Annotated in this window: 13 protein-coding genes; 9 read left to right on the top strand and 4 right to left on the bottom strand. The window is 59.7% G+C overall.

Features of this window, described 5'->3' with window-relative positions; genetic code table 11:
- A complete protein-coding gene (locus BMS17_RS10445) occupies positions 1-1,041 on the bottom strand; it encodes a hypothetical protein (protein ID WP_077430893.1) in 1,041 nt (346 codons plus the stop codon).
- Between the two features lie 316 nt (positions 1,042-1,357).
- On the opposite strand from BMS17_RS10445, the gene BMS17_RS10440 reads away from it, so the two are divergent.
- Entirely contained in the window at positions 1,358-1,663 is a 306-nt protein-coding gene (locus tag BMS17_RS10440) for a DUF6388 family protein (RefSeq protein WP_046031932.1), read from the top strand.
- 51 nt (positions 1,664-1,714) lie between these two features.
- Here the strand turns inward: BMS17_RS10440 and nadC are convergent, their stop codons facing one another.
- Entirely contained in the window at positions 1,715-2,563 is an 849-nt protein-coding gene (gene nadC, locus BMS17_RS10435; protein ID WP_046031933.1) for a carboxylating nicotinate-nucleotide diphosphorylase, read from the bottom strand.
- A 239-nt stretch (positions 2,564-2,802) separates the two neighbouring features.
- Between nadC and ampD the strand changes: the two genes are divergently transcribed.
- The 4 genes from ampD to BMS17_RS10415 all read left to right on the top strand — a co-directional run bounded on the left by ampD (position 2,803) and on the right by BMS17_RS10415 (position 7,048).
- On the top strand, positions 2,803-3,363 hold the full coding sequence (gene ampD / locus BMS17_RS10430) for a 1,6-anhydro-N-acetylmuramyl-L-alanine amidase AmpD (RefSeq protein WP_046031934.1): 561 nt from the start codon (positions 2,803-2,805) through the stop codon (positions 3,361-3,363).
- Positions 3,360-4,196 carry a regulatory signaling modulator protein AmpE gene (gene ampE / locus BMS17_RS10425; RefSeq protein WP_046031935.1) on the top strand — a complete coding sequence of 279 codons (837 nt, stop codon included), beginning with the start codon at positions 3,360-3,362 and terminating at the stop codon, positions 4,194-4,196. Before ampD ends, ampE begins: the two co-directional genes overlap by 4 nt.
- A gap of 264 nt (positions 4,197-4,460) precedes the next feature.
- Positions 4,461-6,491, top strand: a complete 2,031-nt coding sequence (locus tag BMS17_RS10420) for a methyl-accepting chemotaxis protein (protein ID WP_046031936.1) — start codon at positions 4,461-4,463, stop codon at positions 6,489-6,491.
- Positions 6,492-6,658: 167 nt separating this feature from the next.
- On the top strand, positions 6,659-7,048 hold the full coding sequence (locus tag BMS17_RS10415) for a hypothetical protein (protein ID WP_046031937.1): 390 nt from the start codon (positions 6,659-6,661) through the stop codon (positions 7,046-7,048).
- On the opposite strand, the gene BMS17_RS10410 is transcribed toward BMS17_RS10415, so the two are convergent.
- The gene (locus BMS17_RS10410) at positions 7,049-7,825 is read right to left on the bottom strand and encodes a TatD family hydrolase (RefSeq protein ID WP_046031938.1); all 777 of its coding nucleotides are present in this window, start codon (positions 7,823-7,825) and stop codon (positions 7,049-7,051) included.
- 3 nt (positions 7,826-7,828) lie between these two features.
- On the bottom strand, positions 7,829-8,824 hold the full coding sequence (gene cra / locus BMS17_RS10405) for a catabolite repressor/activator (protein WP_046031939.1): 996 nt from the start codon (positions 8,822-8,824) through the stop codon (positions 7,829-7,831).
- Between the two features lie 290 nt (positions 8,825-9,114).
- Here cra and ptsP point away from each other — a divergent pair, with 290 nt between their 5' ends.
- From ptsP to BMS17_RS10385, 4 genes are all read left to right on the top strand, one after another.
- Positions 9,115-11,976 carry a phosphoenolpyruvate--protein phosphotransferase gene (ptsP, locus tag BMS17_RS10400; RefSeq protein ID WP_077430892.1) on the top strand — a complete coding sequence of 954 codons (2,862 nt, stop codon included), beginning with the start codon at positions 9,115-9,117 and terminating at the stop codon, positions 11,974-11,976.
- Positions 11,976-12,917 (top strand): 1-phosphofructokinase, encoded by a 942-nt coding sequence (gene pfkB / locus BMS17_RS10395; protein WP_077430891.1) that lies wholly within the window; start codon positions 11,976-11,978, stop codon positions 12,915-12,917. The genes ptsP and pfkB overlap by 1 nt, the downstream gene beginning before the upstream one ends.
- Before the next feature lie 11 nt (positions 12,918-12,928).
- Entirely contained in the window at positions 12,929-14,668 is a 1,740-nt protein-coding gene (locus BMS17_RS10390; RefSeq protein ID WP_077430890.1) for a PTS fructose-like transporter subunit IIB, read from the top strand.
- Positions 14,669-14,819: 151 nt separating this feature from the next.
- Positions 14,820-16,361, top strand: a complete 1,542-nt coding sequence (locus BMS17_RS10385; protein WP_077430889.1) for an alkaline phosphatase — start codon at positions 14,820-14,822, stop codon at positions 16,359-16,361.
- The last annotated feature ends 79 nt before the right edge of the window (positions 16,362-16,440 follow it).

Raw genomic sequence — 16,440 nt, 5'->3', positions numbered from 1 at the left:
TTATTTCACCTTTCTGCTCAGATCATCCACCTCGCGTTTGAGCTGATTCAGTTGATTGTCTTGATCGCTGACTTCCCGCTTCAGGCTGGACAGGTCGCTGGAGCTTGAGCTGGAACTCGATCCAGCACTGCGCTTGAGGTCTTCGACCTGGCTGGCGAGTCTCTTGAGGTCATTATCCTGTTCGTCGACTGAGCGCTTGAGACTGGCCACTTCGCTGGAGCTGGAGCTGGAGCTGGAGCTGGAGCTGGAGCCCGAGCTCGAACTGCTGCTGCGTTTGAGGTCGTCCATCTGACTGGCGAGCTTTTTCAGGTTGTTATCCTGCTCGCTGACGTTGCGTTTGAGATCAGAAACTTCGCTGGAGCTAGAGCTGGAACTCTGGCCACTGTTGCGCTTGAGCTCGTCCAACTGCTTGGCCATGGCGACCAGGCCGTTCTGCTGTTCGCTGACGGTACGCTTGAGGTCGGTCACTTCGCTGGAATTGGAACTGGTGCTTAAGCCGCTGTTGCGCTTTAGGTCGTCCACCGTCTTCACGAGGTTTTTCAGACCATTTTCCTGTTCGCTGGCCGTACGCTTGAGGTCCGTCATTTCGCTGGTGTTGGTGCTGGAGCTCGAACCGCTGTTGCGTTTGAGTTCGTCCATTGCCTTGGCGAGATTTTTCAGGCCGGTTTCGTGTTCGCCGAGGGTACGCTTGAGGTTGGTCACTTCGCTGGCGTTGGAGCTGGAACTGGAGCCGTTGTTACGCTTGAGCTCTTCGATGAGGCGCGCTTGTTCACTGACGGTTTTCTTCAGCTCTTCCAGATCAGCCGTATTGGTTTTTATGGTTCTTTGTAATTTCTCCACATCCTCGGTACTGACGCTGGATCTGACCATCACGTCTTTGCCGTAATAGTTGTGGAAAGCGAGAAATTTATCGGAAGTCGAAGCGCTGTCGGTGTTGTACTCCAAGGCTTGAGCGGTATTTGACAGCGCCAGGCTGCCAAGAAGAAGGGCGGCCGTGCCAGCAGAGAGAAGGGCAGACGAACATTTGGTAAGACTGGACATCACTAGGGTTCCTTGTGAAGTGCTTATATGGCACATCGCTATGACTTTACCTTTTACGTGTTGTTCCTGCGACGTGAGACATAATTTTCAGAAAGGCCCCTCCAGTCTTTTTTTGTAGATTTGATGTAAAAGTCCATATAAATCGGCAAGCAAACGTCCTATATTCGAAGCTTGCACAAGCACCGCTTTGCAGTTTTCAGATGATCCCCGAATGGTTCTGAAGGCCAGATAAACCGGGCTTCAACCGGTTTTTTGCGTCAGAGAGATCCTTGATGATCCAGATCCATCTTCCATTCCCCAGATCAGCGAGAACGACATGACCGTTAAAGAGTTGACCCAGGAAGCCAGGCACGCAGAAGCGCTGAAGAAGTACGTGCTGGACGCGCCTGAATTGATGGACGAAATCAAAGACCTGCCCGCCGATGATCAGAAAGACCAGATCCAGTGGGCGTTCGAAGACGAGGCCGAGGCCCAGGGCTTGCAGCCGTGGGAATTGACGCTCAAGTACACCTCGACCCCGGAAGAGTACGAGGCTGCACGCCTGGCACTGCACAAGGAGGCGGCCGAGGTGTTGGGCGTTGAGTGGGAAGAGTACTGCGAGATGAACAATCTGGTGGTCTGACAAAAACGCCAGCCTGAACAAGGCTGGCGTTTTTCGTTCTACAAGGCTCGATCAGAGGCTTAACCGCATCGACAGATCGACAGCCTTCACGTCCTTGGTCATCGCGCCAATCGAGATGTAATCCACCCCGGTTTCGGCGATGGGCAGCAGCGTGCTTTCGTTGATCCCGCCACTGGCTTCCAGTTTTGCCTTGCCTGCGTTCAGACGCACGGCTTCGCGCATGTCATCCAGGCTCAATTCATCGAGCATGATGATGTCGGCACCCGCCGCCAGCGCTTCTTTGAGCTCATCCAGGCTTTCCACTTCGATCTCCACCGGTTTACCCGGGGCAATCTTGTGGGCGGCGTTAATGGCTTCCGGGATGCCACCGCTGGCAGCGATATGGTTTTCCTTGATCAGGAAGGCGTCGTAAAGGCCGATACGATGGTTATGGCAACCGCCGCAGGTGACTGCGTACTTTTGCGCCAGACGCAAGCCAGGCAGGGTTTTGCGGGTGTCGAGCAGCTTCACTTGAGTCTTGGCGACAAAGTCCGCCAGGTATTGCGCACGCGTGGCCACGCCCGACAGCATTTGCAGGAAGTTCAGCGCACTGCGTTCGCCGGTGAGCAGTGAGCGCGCCGGACCTTCCAGGTGGAACAGAATCTGATTGGGTATTACCCGCTCGCCATCCTTGACCTGCCAATGCACCGCAACCCGCGGGTCCAGTTGCCGGAACACAGCATCGACCCACGCCGTGCCGGCAATGACGGCGGCATCACGGGTGATGATGGTGGCTTTTGCCAGGCGCTCGGCCGGGATCAACTGCGCGGTGATATCGCCGCTGCCGATGTCTTCACGCAACGCACGGCGTACGTTGGCTTCGATTTCGGCAGTCAAATCGGCGAGGCGTAGATTCGGCATAACGGACTCCACAAACAAAGTGCCCCGATTATAGGGCCATGGCACGAATCAACCCAAGGTGTCCGAGGTGCTCCGTTGACGCTGAGGGCTGCAATTGGTCGATTCGCTGGCTAAGTCGATGCCCGCCTGCAGCGTCTATTTCAGTGCGAAGCGCCGACTCAATGGCGGCAAATGATCGCGTCCCGAGGGGCTATCGCGGCATACTGAGCGCCAACACAGACTTCGTTGAAGGAACCTGTATGCAGTTGGACCTCGCGAGCGGTTGGTGTCAGGACGTGCATGTATGCCTCTCACCCAACCACAATGCGCGCCCCTCGGGCGAGATTTCCCTGCTGGTGATCCACAACATCAGCTTGCCGCCAGCGCAGTTCGCCACTGGCAAAGTGCAGGAATTCTTCCAGAATCGTCTGGATGTCACGGAGCATCCTTATTTTGAAGGCATTGCTGACTTGCGGGTGTCGGCCCACTTTCTGATTGAGCGTGACGGTACTGTCACTCAGTTTGTCTCTTGTCTTGATCGGGCTTGGCATGCTGGTGTTTCAAGTTTCGAGGGCCGGGAAACCTGTAACGATTTTTCCGTGGGCATCGAGCTCGAAGGCACGGATGATCTGCCGTTCACTGATGCTCAGTATCACGCGCTGACAGCTTTGACCCGCCAACTGCAAAGTGCCTATCCCGGCATCACCGCGCAGCGTATTTGCGGACATAGCGACATTGCACCGGGGCGCAAGACCGATCCAGGACCCGCGTTCGACTGGGCACGCTATCGCGCAGCCCTGGCAAAAGAGGAAGGACAATGAGTTTTTTGGTGTTGCTGTTGGCGGTATGGATCGAGAAATTCTCGGCCCTGCGTCATCGGGTCCAGCGTGATGGCGGTTGGGTGCGCGAGCTGAACAAGCTTGAGGTCACGCCACGTCTGATCGACCGGCCATGGTTGATATTGGTCATCCTGGTGTTGTTGCCGGTCGCGCTGCTGGGCTTGCTGCTGGTGGTGCTGGATCCGGTGGCTTACGGTCTGCTGGCATTACCGGTGCATTTGCTGGTGGTGATTTACAGCTTGGGACGCGGTGACTTGCTGGCCGGTCTCGGTCCGTTTCGCGATGCCTGGCGCCGCGAAGACCTGCAAGCTGCCGCGCATGTGGCCAAACGGGACCTGGATATTTGCGCCGACAGCGGCGAGCAATTGCTGGAGCGGGTCGAAGCGCACTTGCTGTGGGAGGCCTACCAGAGTTTCTTTGCGGTGATTTTCTGGTACTTCCTGCTCGGACCGGTCGCGGCCCTGAGTTATCGCCTGTTGGCGCTGGCCGAAGAGCATGGGCAGAACCCGGGCGTGGTCGAACGCGCGGCACAATTGCGTCATGCCTTTGATTGGGTGCCGGTGCGGTTGCTGGCGGCGAGTTTTTCGCTGGTCGGCAATTTTGTCGCCGTTAGTCGGGTGATGTTGCATGAGTTGCTGAACTGGAACATCAGCGCCGCCCAGTTGATCGAGAAGGTTGGGCTGGTGGCCGGTGAAATTCCTGCACCGGTCGTCGGGCCGGATGGCATCAACAATCTGGACCGGATCTGGGAGTTGCTATTGCGCGCGGCGGTGCTCTGGTACGCCGGTTTCGCGCTGTGGACTGTCCTGCCGTAACCCACCGATGCCTGTAGCAGCTGGCGCAGCCTGCGTCCGGCTGGACAGCCACCATGTATCCAAACGACGCGTTCAACCTGCCAAACCACGGTGCATGCTTCGCAGCCGCACGCAGGCTGCTGCGGGCCTGTGCCTCCTCCCGTTAACCTTAAGTTACAAAACCACCTGCCGATTTAAGATATACAGGGATAGCGCTGAATAGTGGCTATCTGCCGCTGAGCTGCGCCTGCCAAATAAAAATAAGAATGCAAAGGGAGACTTCCAGTGAAGAGCTTGCTCTATCCCGCCGTCGCGCTGATGAATCGACTGAGCTTCGGCATGAAGTTCAGCCTGATCAGTGTGCTGTTTTTGGTGCCGATGCTAGTCACCAACTTCTATCTGGTGCGCGATTCCTATCGTGAGTTTCAGGGCACACAAGTTGAACTGCAGAGCCTCGACCTGCTGGGCAGCGGCCTGACGCTGCGGCGAGACCTGGAAACCCTGAACAATCTGGTGCAGATCAACGTCACACTCGGGCAGTCTGGCAAGGCCGGCAATATCGAGTCGAAGATCGGCACGCTGGAGCAAAGTATCCTGGCGCGCCTGCAAGGACTGACGGCGATGACCACAGATCCGGAGCAGATCACCGTTTTCGACGGCAAGCGCGATGAAATGATCGCTGCGTTCAAGGCCCAGCAATCGGAAACCTCCCTGCAAAGCAAAAGTGGAATGATCGGCAAGCTGCTGGGCAACGCGCAGATTTTCAGCCAGATCATCGCCACTCAGGCTGGCCTCAGCCGTGACAGCCAAAGCGACATGCGTCAACTGAGCGAACTGATCACCAACGTCACCCCGCCTGTGACCCAACTGTTGGGCGATGGCCGGGCGATGGGTTCCTATTCCCTGGGGCAGGGCTTTCTCAACTCGGCATCCAGCACTCGGTTCGATGAGTTGTTGGCGCAGATCGAAAAACTCCAGGGCGAATACAGCCTGAAATTGCAGGATGCACTGGGCTCCAGCAAAGCGGCGCATGAAACCCTGGCCGCTCAAGCCGATAGCAGCAAAGCCTCCCTGAAAAAAGCCAGTGAGCTGTTCGAAGAAAAAGTGGTGATGGCAGACACCCTCGATGCACCCTGGCAGGGTTTTTACGATCAAGTCACTGCCCTGATGGACCAGACCTACCAACTCAACGAAGCCACGCTGAAGTTCCTGGGTTCCCAGTTGCAGCAGCGACTGGAGCAGAACCGCACTCACATGGTCTTGCAGGCCGTGGCGTTGTCAGTGGTGTTTGTATTGATTTTTTACCTTTACGGCGGCTTTTACGCGTCCACCCGCACCACCCTCAAACGACTTGGCGCCATGATGGACACGGTCGCTGCAGGCGACATGACGGTGACCTTCCGCGCCGAAAGTCGTGATGAACTCGGTGAGTTGGGCGAGGTGTTCAACGGCACCGTGAAGAAAATCCATGACCTGATCGAACGCGTCGGGCAGACCGTCAACGAGGTCGAGCGCCAGGCCGGGCAGGTGCAAAGCGTTTCTACCCAGAGCAACCAGGCGGTGGCCGGGCAACGTAGTCAGATCGAACAGGTCGCCACTGCCATGAACCAAATGTCGGCGACCTCCCTTGAGGTGGCGCGCAGTGCCGCCGCTGCAGTCAGCAGTGCCCACAGTGTCAACGACGAGACCATCAGCGGTCGCGGGCTGGTGGCGTCCCAGCAGGGCAGCATCGCGCAATTGGCCAGCGAGATCGATCAGTCGGTGCTGGTGATCAATCAACTGGCCAGCGACAGCCAGTCCATCAGCCGCGTACTGGAAGTGATCAAAAGCATCGCCGAGCAGACCAATCTGTTGGCCCTTAACGCCGCCATCGAAGCCGCTCGGGCCGGGGAACAGGGGCGTGGTTTTGCGGTGGTGGCCGATGAGGTCCGCACGCTGGCCAAGCGCACCCAGCAATCGACCGAAGAAATCGAGCAGATGATCAGCAAGCTTCACAGCGGCGTCGGCGCGGCGGTGAAAGCCATGGGCATCAGCCATCAGGTGGCCGATGGCACGGTCGGGCAGTCGGAGAAGGTCCAGCAGGCGCTGGAAAACATCCTCGGTGCTGTCGGCATGATCGTTGACCAGAACCAGCAGATCGCCGCCGCTGTCGAGCAGCAGACTGCCGTCGCCCACGACATTGATCAGAACATCGTCGAGATCAACCGGGCCGGGGAACGGACCGCCGAAGGTGCGCACCAGACCGAAGATGCCAGCCGCGCATTGTCCGCTCAGGTGGTGGAGCTCAAACACCTGATCAGCGCGTTCAGGGTTTGAGTAAAAGTTGTGGGAGCGAGCACGCTCGCTCCCACAGTTTTTGCGCATAATCTGTAGTAACTTTTACCTTTGTGAGTAGGTAAGGTCCTGATTTCCTGCGTGTTCAGATTTTTCGTCTTCAATGGAGGAAGATCAATCACTCTGACCTGCCCTGAGGAGGCCCGGTTATGTCGGCCGCAACAATTGGAGTCCAGGGGCATTGCGCCCATTGCGGGAGCACGCGTGTGCTCGAGGCCTGGCAACTCAACGCTATTGCTATCAACGAATCGTTTACCTGTACTCACTGCCATAAAGCCTTGCAGTTGCGTGATCCGAAACAGATCAAGCGCTTCAAGTCGCTGGACTCACTTTCCATGCTGCGGGCAAGCACGCGGGTGACGGTGTGTTCGGCGATTCTGGTGGCATTGGTTATGGAATGGATCGGGATGCTCAGCGTGGTCGAACAGCTGAATTTTTCACTGATCGCGATTCTGGCTTACTTTCTGGTCATTCAATTTGCTCGGCGCCGGCAACACATCACGCTGATTCTGGAAGCCGCCAAAGCCCACGCCGATTGATTACCAGTTGAACAGCTCGCAGGCATTGGCCGTGCTGACGGCGGCCAACTGCTCGGGGCTGATTGCCATGATTTGCGCCAATGCGCCACAGATTGCGGGCAGGTGCGCCGGGCTGTTGCGTTGACCGGGAAACATGACCGGGGCCATGTCCGGTGAGTCGGTTTCCAGCACCACGCAGTCAAGTGGCAACTCGGCGAGCACACGGTGCATGCGCAGCGCCTGCGGCCAGGTCGCGGCGCCCCCCAGACCCAGTTTGAACCCGAGCTTGATGTATTCGCGAGCTTCTTCCTTGCTGCCCGCAAAGGCATGGATGATCCCGGCACGTTTCAACCGAAAGCGCTTAAGCGTGGCAATCACCGCCGCATGGCTGCGTCGAACGTGGATCAGTGCCGGAAGATGGAAGTCCGCCGCCAGTTGCAGTTGCGCCTCGAACAGCGCCTGCTGGCGCTCGCGATCCAGGGTTTCGATGAAGTAATCCAGACCGATCTCGCCCACGGCGCACACCTGTCGATGGCCAGCCAGACGCGTCAGCCAGTCAGCCAGTTCACGCAGATCTTCAGGCCGGTGATCTTCCAGGTACACCGGGTGCAAACCGAATGCTGCATGCAGGTCGGGATCGCTTTGCACAAGGTCCCAGACCCGCTGCCAATTGGCCTGATACACCCCCAGCACGACCATCCGTCGCACGCCCAAGGCCCGGCTTTCGGCAAGCAGCGCCTGACGATCCTCGTCGAAATCGGAAAAATCCAGATGAGTGTGGCTGTCGATCAGCTCCACGGTTCAGTCCCGGTGAATGCGCTGCTTGAAGGTCCGTGCGATGGCTTGCACGCCAGGTTGGTAATCGGACTGCTCGATGGCGGCCAGTGCCAGTGCCAGGGCTTTATCGGCAATCAGTTGATGTTGTTGTGCCATGGCGTTGACTGGCAGCGGCAGGAAGTCCAGCAACTGCGTGTCGCCAAACGTACCGAGGCGCAACGGACGGGTTTTCAACGGGAAGTCGTGCAAGGCGTCGAACACACCCTGGAGCAGCACGTAGGAAGTGGTGACCAGCGCATCAGGCAGATGCCCCAGGCGCTGCAACATTTCTTCCATCAACTGCTTGCCGCATTCGCGGCTGAACGACTCGCCATGCTCGATCAATACTTGGCCTTTGAACCCCTCGAGTGCCTCTTTGAAGCCGGCCGAGCGCTCCTGGCTGATACTCAACTCGGGGCGCGCGCCGATCAAGGCGATCTGCTTGGGCTGCGGGTCCAGTAGACTGCGGGTCAATTGCAGGCTGGCCTCGCGGTCATCACTGATCACCGAACAGAAATGCTCAGGCTCCATGACCCGGTCGATGGCGATGATCGGGATGCCTTTGGCCTGCAACTGGCGGTAGCTGTCGTCACCGGCCGGCAGGCAACTGGCAACGATCAGTGCATCGCAGCGCCGGGCGCGGAACAGTTGCAGCAATTGTCGTTCGCTGTCTGGCGCATCGTCGGAACTGGCGATCAGTAATTGATAGCCGCGTGCCCGGGCGCCTTGTTCCAGCAATTTGGCGATTCGTGCGTAACTGGGGTTTTCCAGGTCCGGCAGAATAAAACCCAGGGTGCGGGTGTGCCGACTGCGCAGACCGGCCGCTTGAGGATTGGGCGTAAAGCCATGTTGTTCGACGACCGCGCGCACGCGTTCGACGGTAGCACTGCTGATGCGTTGCTGTTCAGCCTTGCCATTGATGACATAACTGGCGGTGGTTACGGACACACCGGCCAACTGTGCGATATCACTGAGTTTCAACTCGGGATTTCCTTGTTTTTTCGAGCTTGCCCCGACATTTTCGCCAATCCTACCCGAATCAGGCAGACGACTATTGTCCAACCACATCCGACAAGTTGGGCTTCAAGGATGGGACATTATCGAGTAACGTGCCAAGTATTCTAGATTAAACGTTTCAGCAGGCGTATTTTCAGCGTTATAAACACCTTTGGCCGGTTCTGCCGTGATACCGCCAAAAGTGAAGGCTAAGCGCCTAAGCTGATTCATTCAAAACAATACCTGGCGCCATCAGACGCCAAAAAGGAGAAAGCATGCTCGAGCTCACCCTAGAGCAGATTTCCATGGGCCAGTCGGCTGTGGATAAGTCCGCTGCGTTACAGCTATTGGCCGAGCATCTGGTCGCCGATGGCCTGGTTGCCGAGGGGTATCTGGCCGGTTTGCAGGCGCGTGAAGCTCAGGGCTCGACCTTTCTCGGACAAGGTATTGCCATCCCCCACGGTACACCGCAAACCCGCGACCTGGTGTTTTCCACCGGCGTGCGGCTGATGCAGTTCCCCGAGGGCGTGGATTGGGGGGACGGCCAGATTGTTTACCTGGCGATCGGTATCGCGGCCAAGTCCGATGAGCATTTGCGTTTGTTGCAACTGTTGACCCGCGCCCTCGGCGAAACCGATCTGGGCCAGGCCTTGCGCCGTGCGAGTTCCGCCGAGGCCTTGTTGAAACTGCTGCAAGGCGCGCCGCAGGAATTGGCGCTGGATGCACAGATGATCGGTCTTGGTGTATCCGCCGATGACTTCGAAGAACTGGTCTGGCGCGGTGCGCGCTTGTTGCGCCAGGCCGATTGCGTGAGCAACGGCTTCTCCGCCGTGTTGCAACAGGTCGAAGCGTTGCCGCTGGGCGACGGCTTGTGGTGGTTGCACAGCGAACAAACGGTCAAGCGTCCGGGCCTGGCCTTCGTCACCCCGGACAAACCGATACGCTACCTCGGCCAGCCGCTCAGCGGGCTGTTCTGCCTGGCCAGCCTCGGTGAAGCCCATCAGGCCTTGCTCGAACGTCTGTGTGCGTTGCTGATTGAGGGTCGCGGCCACGAACTGGGCCGCGCCACCAGCAGTCGCAAAGTGCTCGAAGTCCTCGGCGGCGAACTGCCGGCGGATTGGCCGAGCGCGCGCATCGCCCTGGCCAACGCCCATGGTTTGCATGCGCGCCCGGCGAAGATCCTCGCGCAACTGGCGAAAAGTTTTGAAGGTGAAATTCGCGTACGCATCGTCGACGGCCAAGACAGCGCGGTGTCGGTAAAAAGCTTGAGCAAACTGCTCAGCCTCGGCGCCCATCGGGGTCAGGTGCTGGAATTCATTGCCGAACCGAGCATCGCCGCCGATGCCTTGCCGGCCTTGTTGGCCGCCATCGAAGAAGGCCTCGGCGAAGAAATCGAGCCTTTGCCAGCCGTGAGCCAACAGCGCGAAGAAATCGCAGAGATGGCCGAAGTACTGCTCGCCCCGGCGTCCGGCAGCCTGATACAAGCCATCGCCGCGGCGCCCGGAATTGCCATTGGCCCGGCCCATATTCAAGTGCTGCAAACCATCGATTACCCGCTGCGCGGTGAGTCCGCCGCAACTGAACGCGAGCGCCTCAAACAGGCACTGGCGCAGGTGCGCCAAGACATCGAAGGCTTGATTGAACGCAGCACGTCCAAGGCCATCCGCGAAATTTTCATTACTCACCAGGAAATGCTCGACGACCCGGAACTGAGCGATGAAGTCGACACCCGCCTCAAGCAAGGTGAAAGCGCTGAAGCGGCGTGGATGGCGGTGATCGAAGCGGCGGCCCGGCAACAGGAGTCGTTGCAGGACGCCTTGCTCGCCGAGCGCGCGGCGGACTTGCGTGACATCGGTCGGCGCGTGTTGGCGCAACTGAGCGGCGTTGAAACGCCGAAAGAGCCTGACCAACCTTACATTCTGGTGATGGACGAAGTCGGTCCGTCCGACGTCGCACGTCTCGATCCGGCGCGTGTCGCCGGCATTCTCACGGCGCGCGGTGGCGCCACGGCGCACAGCGCCATCGTGGCCCGAGCCTTGGGTATTCCGGCGCTGGTCGGTGCCGGTGCGGCGGTGTTGCTGCTGGCGCCGGGCACGCCGTTGCTGATCGATGGCCAGCGCGGTCGCCTGCACGTAGACGCTGATGCGTTGACCTTGCAACGCGCCACCGAAGAACGCGACACCCGCGAACAGCGCCTGAAAGTGGCCGCTGAACAACGTCATCAACCGGCGCTGACCATCGACGGGCATGCGGTCGAAGTATTCGCCAATATCGGCGAGAGCGCCGGAGTCACCAGCGCGGTGGAGCAGGGTGCCGAAGGCATTGGCCTGTTGCGCACCGAACTGATTTTCATGGCCCACCCGCAGGCGCCGGACGAGGCCACCCAGGAAGTTGAATACCGTCGCGTGCTCGACGGCCTGGCCGGTCGGCCGCTGGTGGTGCGCACCCTCGATGTCGGTGGCGACAAACCGCTGCCGTATTGGCCCATCACCAAAGAAGAAAACCCGTTCCTTGGCGTGCGCGGCATTCGCCTGACCCTGCAACGCCCGAAGATCATGGAGGCGCAGTTGCGCGCCTTGCTACGGGCCGCCGATAACCGTCCGCTGCGGATCATGTTTCCGATGGTGGGCAGCGTCGATGAATGGCGTCAGGCACGGGACATGACCGAACGCTTGCGTCTGGAAATCCCGGTCGCCGACTTGCAACTAGGGATCATGATCGAGGTGCCGTCGGCCGCCTTGCTGGCGCCGGTGTTGGCCAGGGAAGTCGACTTCTTCAGCGTCGGCACCAACGACCTGACCCAGTACACACTGGCCATCGACCGTGGTCATCCGACCTTGTCCGCTCAGGCCGACGGCTTGCACCCGGCGGTGCTGCAATTGATCGACATCACCGTGCGCGCGGCGCATGCCCATGGCAAATGGGTCGGGGTGTGCGGCGAGTTGGCGGCGGACCCGCTGGCGGTGCCGGTATTGGTCGGCCTGGGTGTGGACGAACTCAGTGTGTCGGGTCGCAGCATTGCCGAGGTCAAGGCGCGGATTCGCGAACTCAGCCTCGCCCAGACGCAAATTCTCGCCCGACAGGCCCTGGCCGTGGGCAGCGCCAATGAAGTGCGCGCATTAGTGGAGGCTCTGTAATGGCCCGGATTTTTACCCTGACCCTCAACCCGGCGCTGGACCTGACCGTCCAGTTGCCGCGCCTTGAACCCGGCCAGGTCAACCGCAGCGACGCCATGCACACCCACGCCGCTGGCAAAGGCATAAACGTGGCGCAGGTGCTGGCCGACCTTGGGCATCAGTTGACCGTCAGCGGGTTTCTCGGGGAAGACAATCTGCAGGCGTTCGAAACGCTGTTTGCCAAACGCGGTTTTGTCGACGCGTTTATCCGCGTTCCCGGCGAGATTCGCAGCAACATCAAGCTGGCGGAAAGCGACGGGCGCATCACCGACGTCAACGGTCCGGGGCCGAGGGTGAGTGACGCCGCGCAGCAAGCGCTGCTGGATCGCCTGGAGCAGATTGCACCCGGTCATGACGCCGTCGTCGTTGCAGGGAGTTTGCCGCTGGGCGTCAGCGCGCAGTGGTTGCAGGCACTGATCGTGCGTTTGAAAGAACTCGGCTTGAACGTCGCCCTCGACACCAGCGGCGAGGCATTGCGCGCGGCGCTCAAGGCCGGTCCGTGGCTGATCAAACCCAACACCGAAGAGCTGGCGGAAGCGCTGGGCTGCGAGGTTGTGTCGGTCGCGGCACAAGCCGACGCCGCGAGCCGCTTGCACGCGCAAGGCATCGAGCACGTGGTGATTTCCCACGGTGCCGAGGGCGTGAACTGGTTCAGTGTCGGCTCGGCGCTGCATGCCACACCCCCCAAGGTCAGCGTTGCCAGCACCGTGGGCGCGGGCGATTCGTTGTTGGCCGGCATGCTCCATGGTTTGCTCAAGCCCGATACGCCAGAGCAGACCCTGCGCACCGCCACGGCGATTGCTGCGATGGCGGTCACTCAAATCGGTTTCGGCATCGGCGATACCGCGCAATTGGCGCAGCTCGAACAGGGTGTACGCGTGCGTCCCCTGACAGAACAATAAGAGGGTTTGTCATGAAGTTAGCCATTGTTACGGCCTGCCCGAACGGCATGGTCACCAGTGTGCTGTGCGCCCGTTTGCTCGATGCAGCGGCCCAGCGTCAGGGCTGGATGACCTGCGTTGAAGTGGTGGATGCCACGCATCCTGAGCGGCAATTGTCGGCGGCCACTCTCGACGCCGCTGAGTGGGTCCTGCTGGTGACCAGCGCGCCTGTGGATATGACGCGATTTGTCGGCAAACGCGTGTTCCAGAGCACCCCGGCGCAAGCCCTGCAAGATGTTGAAGCGGTGCTGCGGCGCGGCGCTGAAGAAGCTCAGGTGTACGTGGCCCCCGAAACGGTTGTCGAGCCTGTCGCTATCACTAAAAACGCGCCACGACTGGTTGCGATCACCGCGTGTCCCACCGGGGTCGCCCATACGTTCATGGCCGCCGAAGCCTTGCAGCAAGCGGCCAAGCGTCTGGGCTATGACCTGCAAGTGGAAACCCAGGGCTCGGTCGGCGCGCGCAATCCATTGAGCGCCGCCGCGATTGCCGAGGCCGATGTGGTGCTGTTGGCGTGTGATATTGAAGTCGCCACCGAGCGTTTCGCCGGCAAGAAGATTTACCGTTGCGGCACCGGCATTGCCCTCAAGCAAGCCGAAGCGACGCTGAACAAAGCGTTGGTCGAAGGTCAGCAGGAAAGCGCCGCCAGCGGCTCCAAAGGCCCGGCCAAGCAAGAGAAAACCGGCGTCTATAAACACTTGCTGACCGGCGTGTCGTTCATGCTGCCGATGGTGGTGGCGGGCGGCTTGATGATCGCGCTGTCCTTCGTGTTCGGCATCACCGCGTTCAAGGAGCCCGGCACGTTGGCGGCAGCCTTGATGCAGATCGGCGGCGACACCGCGTTCAAACTGATGGTGCCGCTGCTGGCGGGTTACATCGCCTACTCGATTGCCGACCGGCCAGGCCTGGCGCCAGGAATGATCGGTGGTCTGTTGGCGAGCACCCTGGGTGCCGGTTTTATTGGCGGGATCATCGCCGGTTTCATCGCCGGTTATGCGGCGCAGGCGATCAATCGTTATGCGCGTTTGCCGCAGAGCCTTGAGGCGCTGAAACCGATCCTGATCATCCCGTTGCTGGCGAGCCTGTTCACCGGACTGGTGATGATTTACGTGGTGGGCAAACCCGTGGCCGGGATGCTCGAAGGGCTGACGCATTTCCTCGACAGCATGGGCACCACCAACGCGATTCTGCTCGGTGTACTGCTGGGCGGCATGATGTGCGTCGACTTGGGCGGGCCGATCAACAAAGCGGCTTACGCGTTCTCGGTGGGGCTGCTGGCCTCGCAAAGTTATGCGCCGATGGCCGCGACCATGGCCGCCGGCATGGTGCCGCCGATTGGCCTGGGCATCGCCACGTTCATTGCCCGGCGCAAATTTGCCCAGACCGAGCGCGAGGCCGGTAAAGCGGCGCTGGTGCTGGGGCTATGCTTCATCTCGGAAGGGGCGATTCCGTTTGCCGCGAAAGACCCGTTGCGGGTGATCCCGGCGAGCATTGCCGGTGGTGCGCTGACCGGGGCGTTGTCGATGTATTTCGGCTGCAAGCTGATGGCGCCGCATGGTGGTTTGTTTGTGCTGGCGATCCCGAATGCAATCAACCATGCGCTGCTTTACTTGCTGGCGATTGTGGCCGGGAGTTTGTTGACGGCGGTGGCGTATGCGCTGGTCAAACGGCCTGAAGCAGTGGAGTTGGCACTGGAACCCGCCAACGCCTGACACCCTTTTCTGTAGGCGCCGAGCTTGCTCGCGATGACGGTGTAACAGCCAGCATTTTCGTTGAATGTTAAACCGACATCGCGAGCAAGCTCAGCTCCTACAGGGGAGCGTGACACAGTCATTTATGTTTTTCCGTTTCAGGGAGAACACCATGAGCGAATTCGACCTCGGTCGTCGTCGTGTCATCCAAGCGGTGGGGGCCGGGCTGTTGTTACCAAGCCTGGCACCGGCGGTGATCGCTTCGGTCAAGGATCGTCCGCAACTCAGCGACGGCGTGCAGTCCGGTGATGTGCTGGGTGACCGGGCGATGGTCTGGAGTCGCAGCGATCGCCCGGCCCGTATGGTCGTGGAATGGGACACGCGCAGCCTGTTCAGCAACCCGCGCCGATTTGTCTCGCCGCTGGCCGATGCCCGCACCGATTTCACCGCGCGTGTCGAGCTCACCGGGTTGCCCGCCGATCAGGCGATTCTCTATCGCGTGACCTTCGAGGACGCTCAAAGCGGTGTCGCCAGCGAACCCTGGTTCGGCCATTTGCGCAGCGTGCCGCAAACCCGCCGCGACATTCGTTTTGTCTGGAGTGGCGACACCGCCGGCCAAGGCTTCGGTATCAACCCGGACATCGGCGGTATGCGCATTTATGAAGCCATGCGTTTGCGCTTGCCGGACTTCTTTATCCACAGCGGCGACACGATCTACGCCGACAACCCCATCCCTGTGCAACTGACCACCGAAAACGGTCGGGTGTGGCGCAACATCACCAGCGAAGCCAAGAGCAAGGTCGCACAAAATCTCGACGATTTTCGGGGCAATTACCGCTACAACCTGATGGACGAAAACATCCGTCGCTTCAATGCCGAGGTGCCGCAGATCTGGCAATGGGACGACCACGAAGTGGTGAACAACTGGTCGCCGGGCAAGCAACTCGACGCGCGTTATCAGGAGAAAGATATCCACAGCCTGGTGAGCCACGGGCGGCAGGCCTGGCTCGAATATGCACCGATGCGTTGGCAAGACGCCGACAATGGTGGGCGGATTTATCGCAAGCTCGGCTATGGGCCGATGCTCGATATATTTGTACTCGACATGCGCAGTTATCGCGGTGCCAATGATGACAACCTCGGCGCCGCAAAACCCTTTCTCGGGCGCGAGCAACTGGACTGGCTCAAGCGCGAATTGAAAGGCTCGACCGCCCAGTGGAAAGTCATAGCCGCCGACATGTCGATAGGCCTTGGCGCGCCCGACGGCGAGATCAGCCCCGGTGTGACGCGCTGGGAAGCGGTGGCCAATGGTGACCCGGGGCCGGCTCAGGGGCGTGAGCTGGAAATCGCTGAGTTGCTGGGTTTCCTGCGAGCACAGCAGGTGCGTAACTTCGTATTTTTGACGGCGGACGTGCACTACTGTGCGGCGCATCACTACCACCCGGATCGTGCCGCGTTTCAGGATTTTGAACCGTTTTGGGAGTTCGTCGCCGGGCCTTTGAATGCGGGGAGTTTCGGCCCTGATCAACTGGATAAAACCTTTGGCCCTGAAGTGGTGTTCGAAAAGGCACCGCCCGTGCAGAACGCGTCACCGTTTGCCGGTTTTCAGTTTTTTGGCGAGGTGAATATTGATGGGCAGACGGGGGAGATGAGTGTGGTGTTGCGGGATCTGGATGGGGTGAGTGTGTTTGAGCAGAAGGTGACGCCGGTCTAATGTTTGTACACCTGCCCCCCCTGTAGGAGCTGAGCTTGCTCGCGATGGCGGCCTGTCAGTCACCCTCATTGTTGACTGT

The sequence above is a fragment of the Pseudomonas sp. C9 genome (assembly GCF_002000165.1).
Lineage (GTDB): Bacteria > Pseudomonadota > Gammaproteobacteria > Pseudomonadales > Pseudomonadaceae > Aquipseudomonas.
The sequence above is the reverse complement of the archived record's forward strand: the minus strand, read 5'-3'. Positions and strand labels throughout refer to the sequence as shown.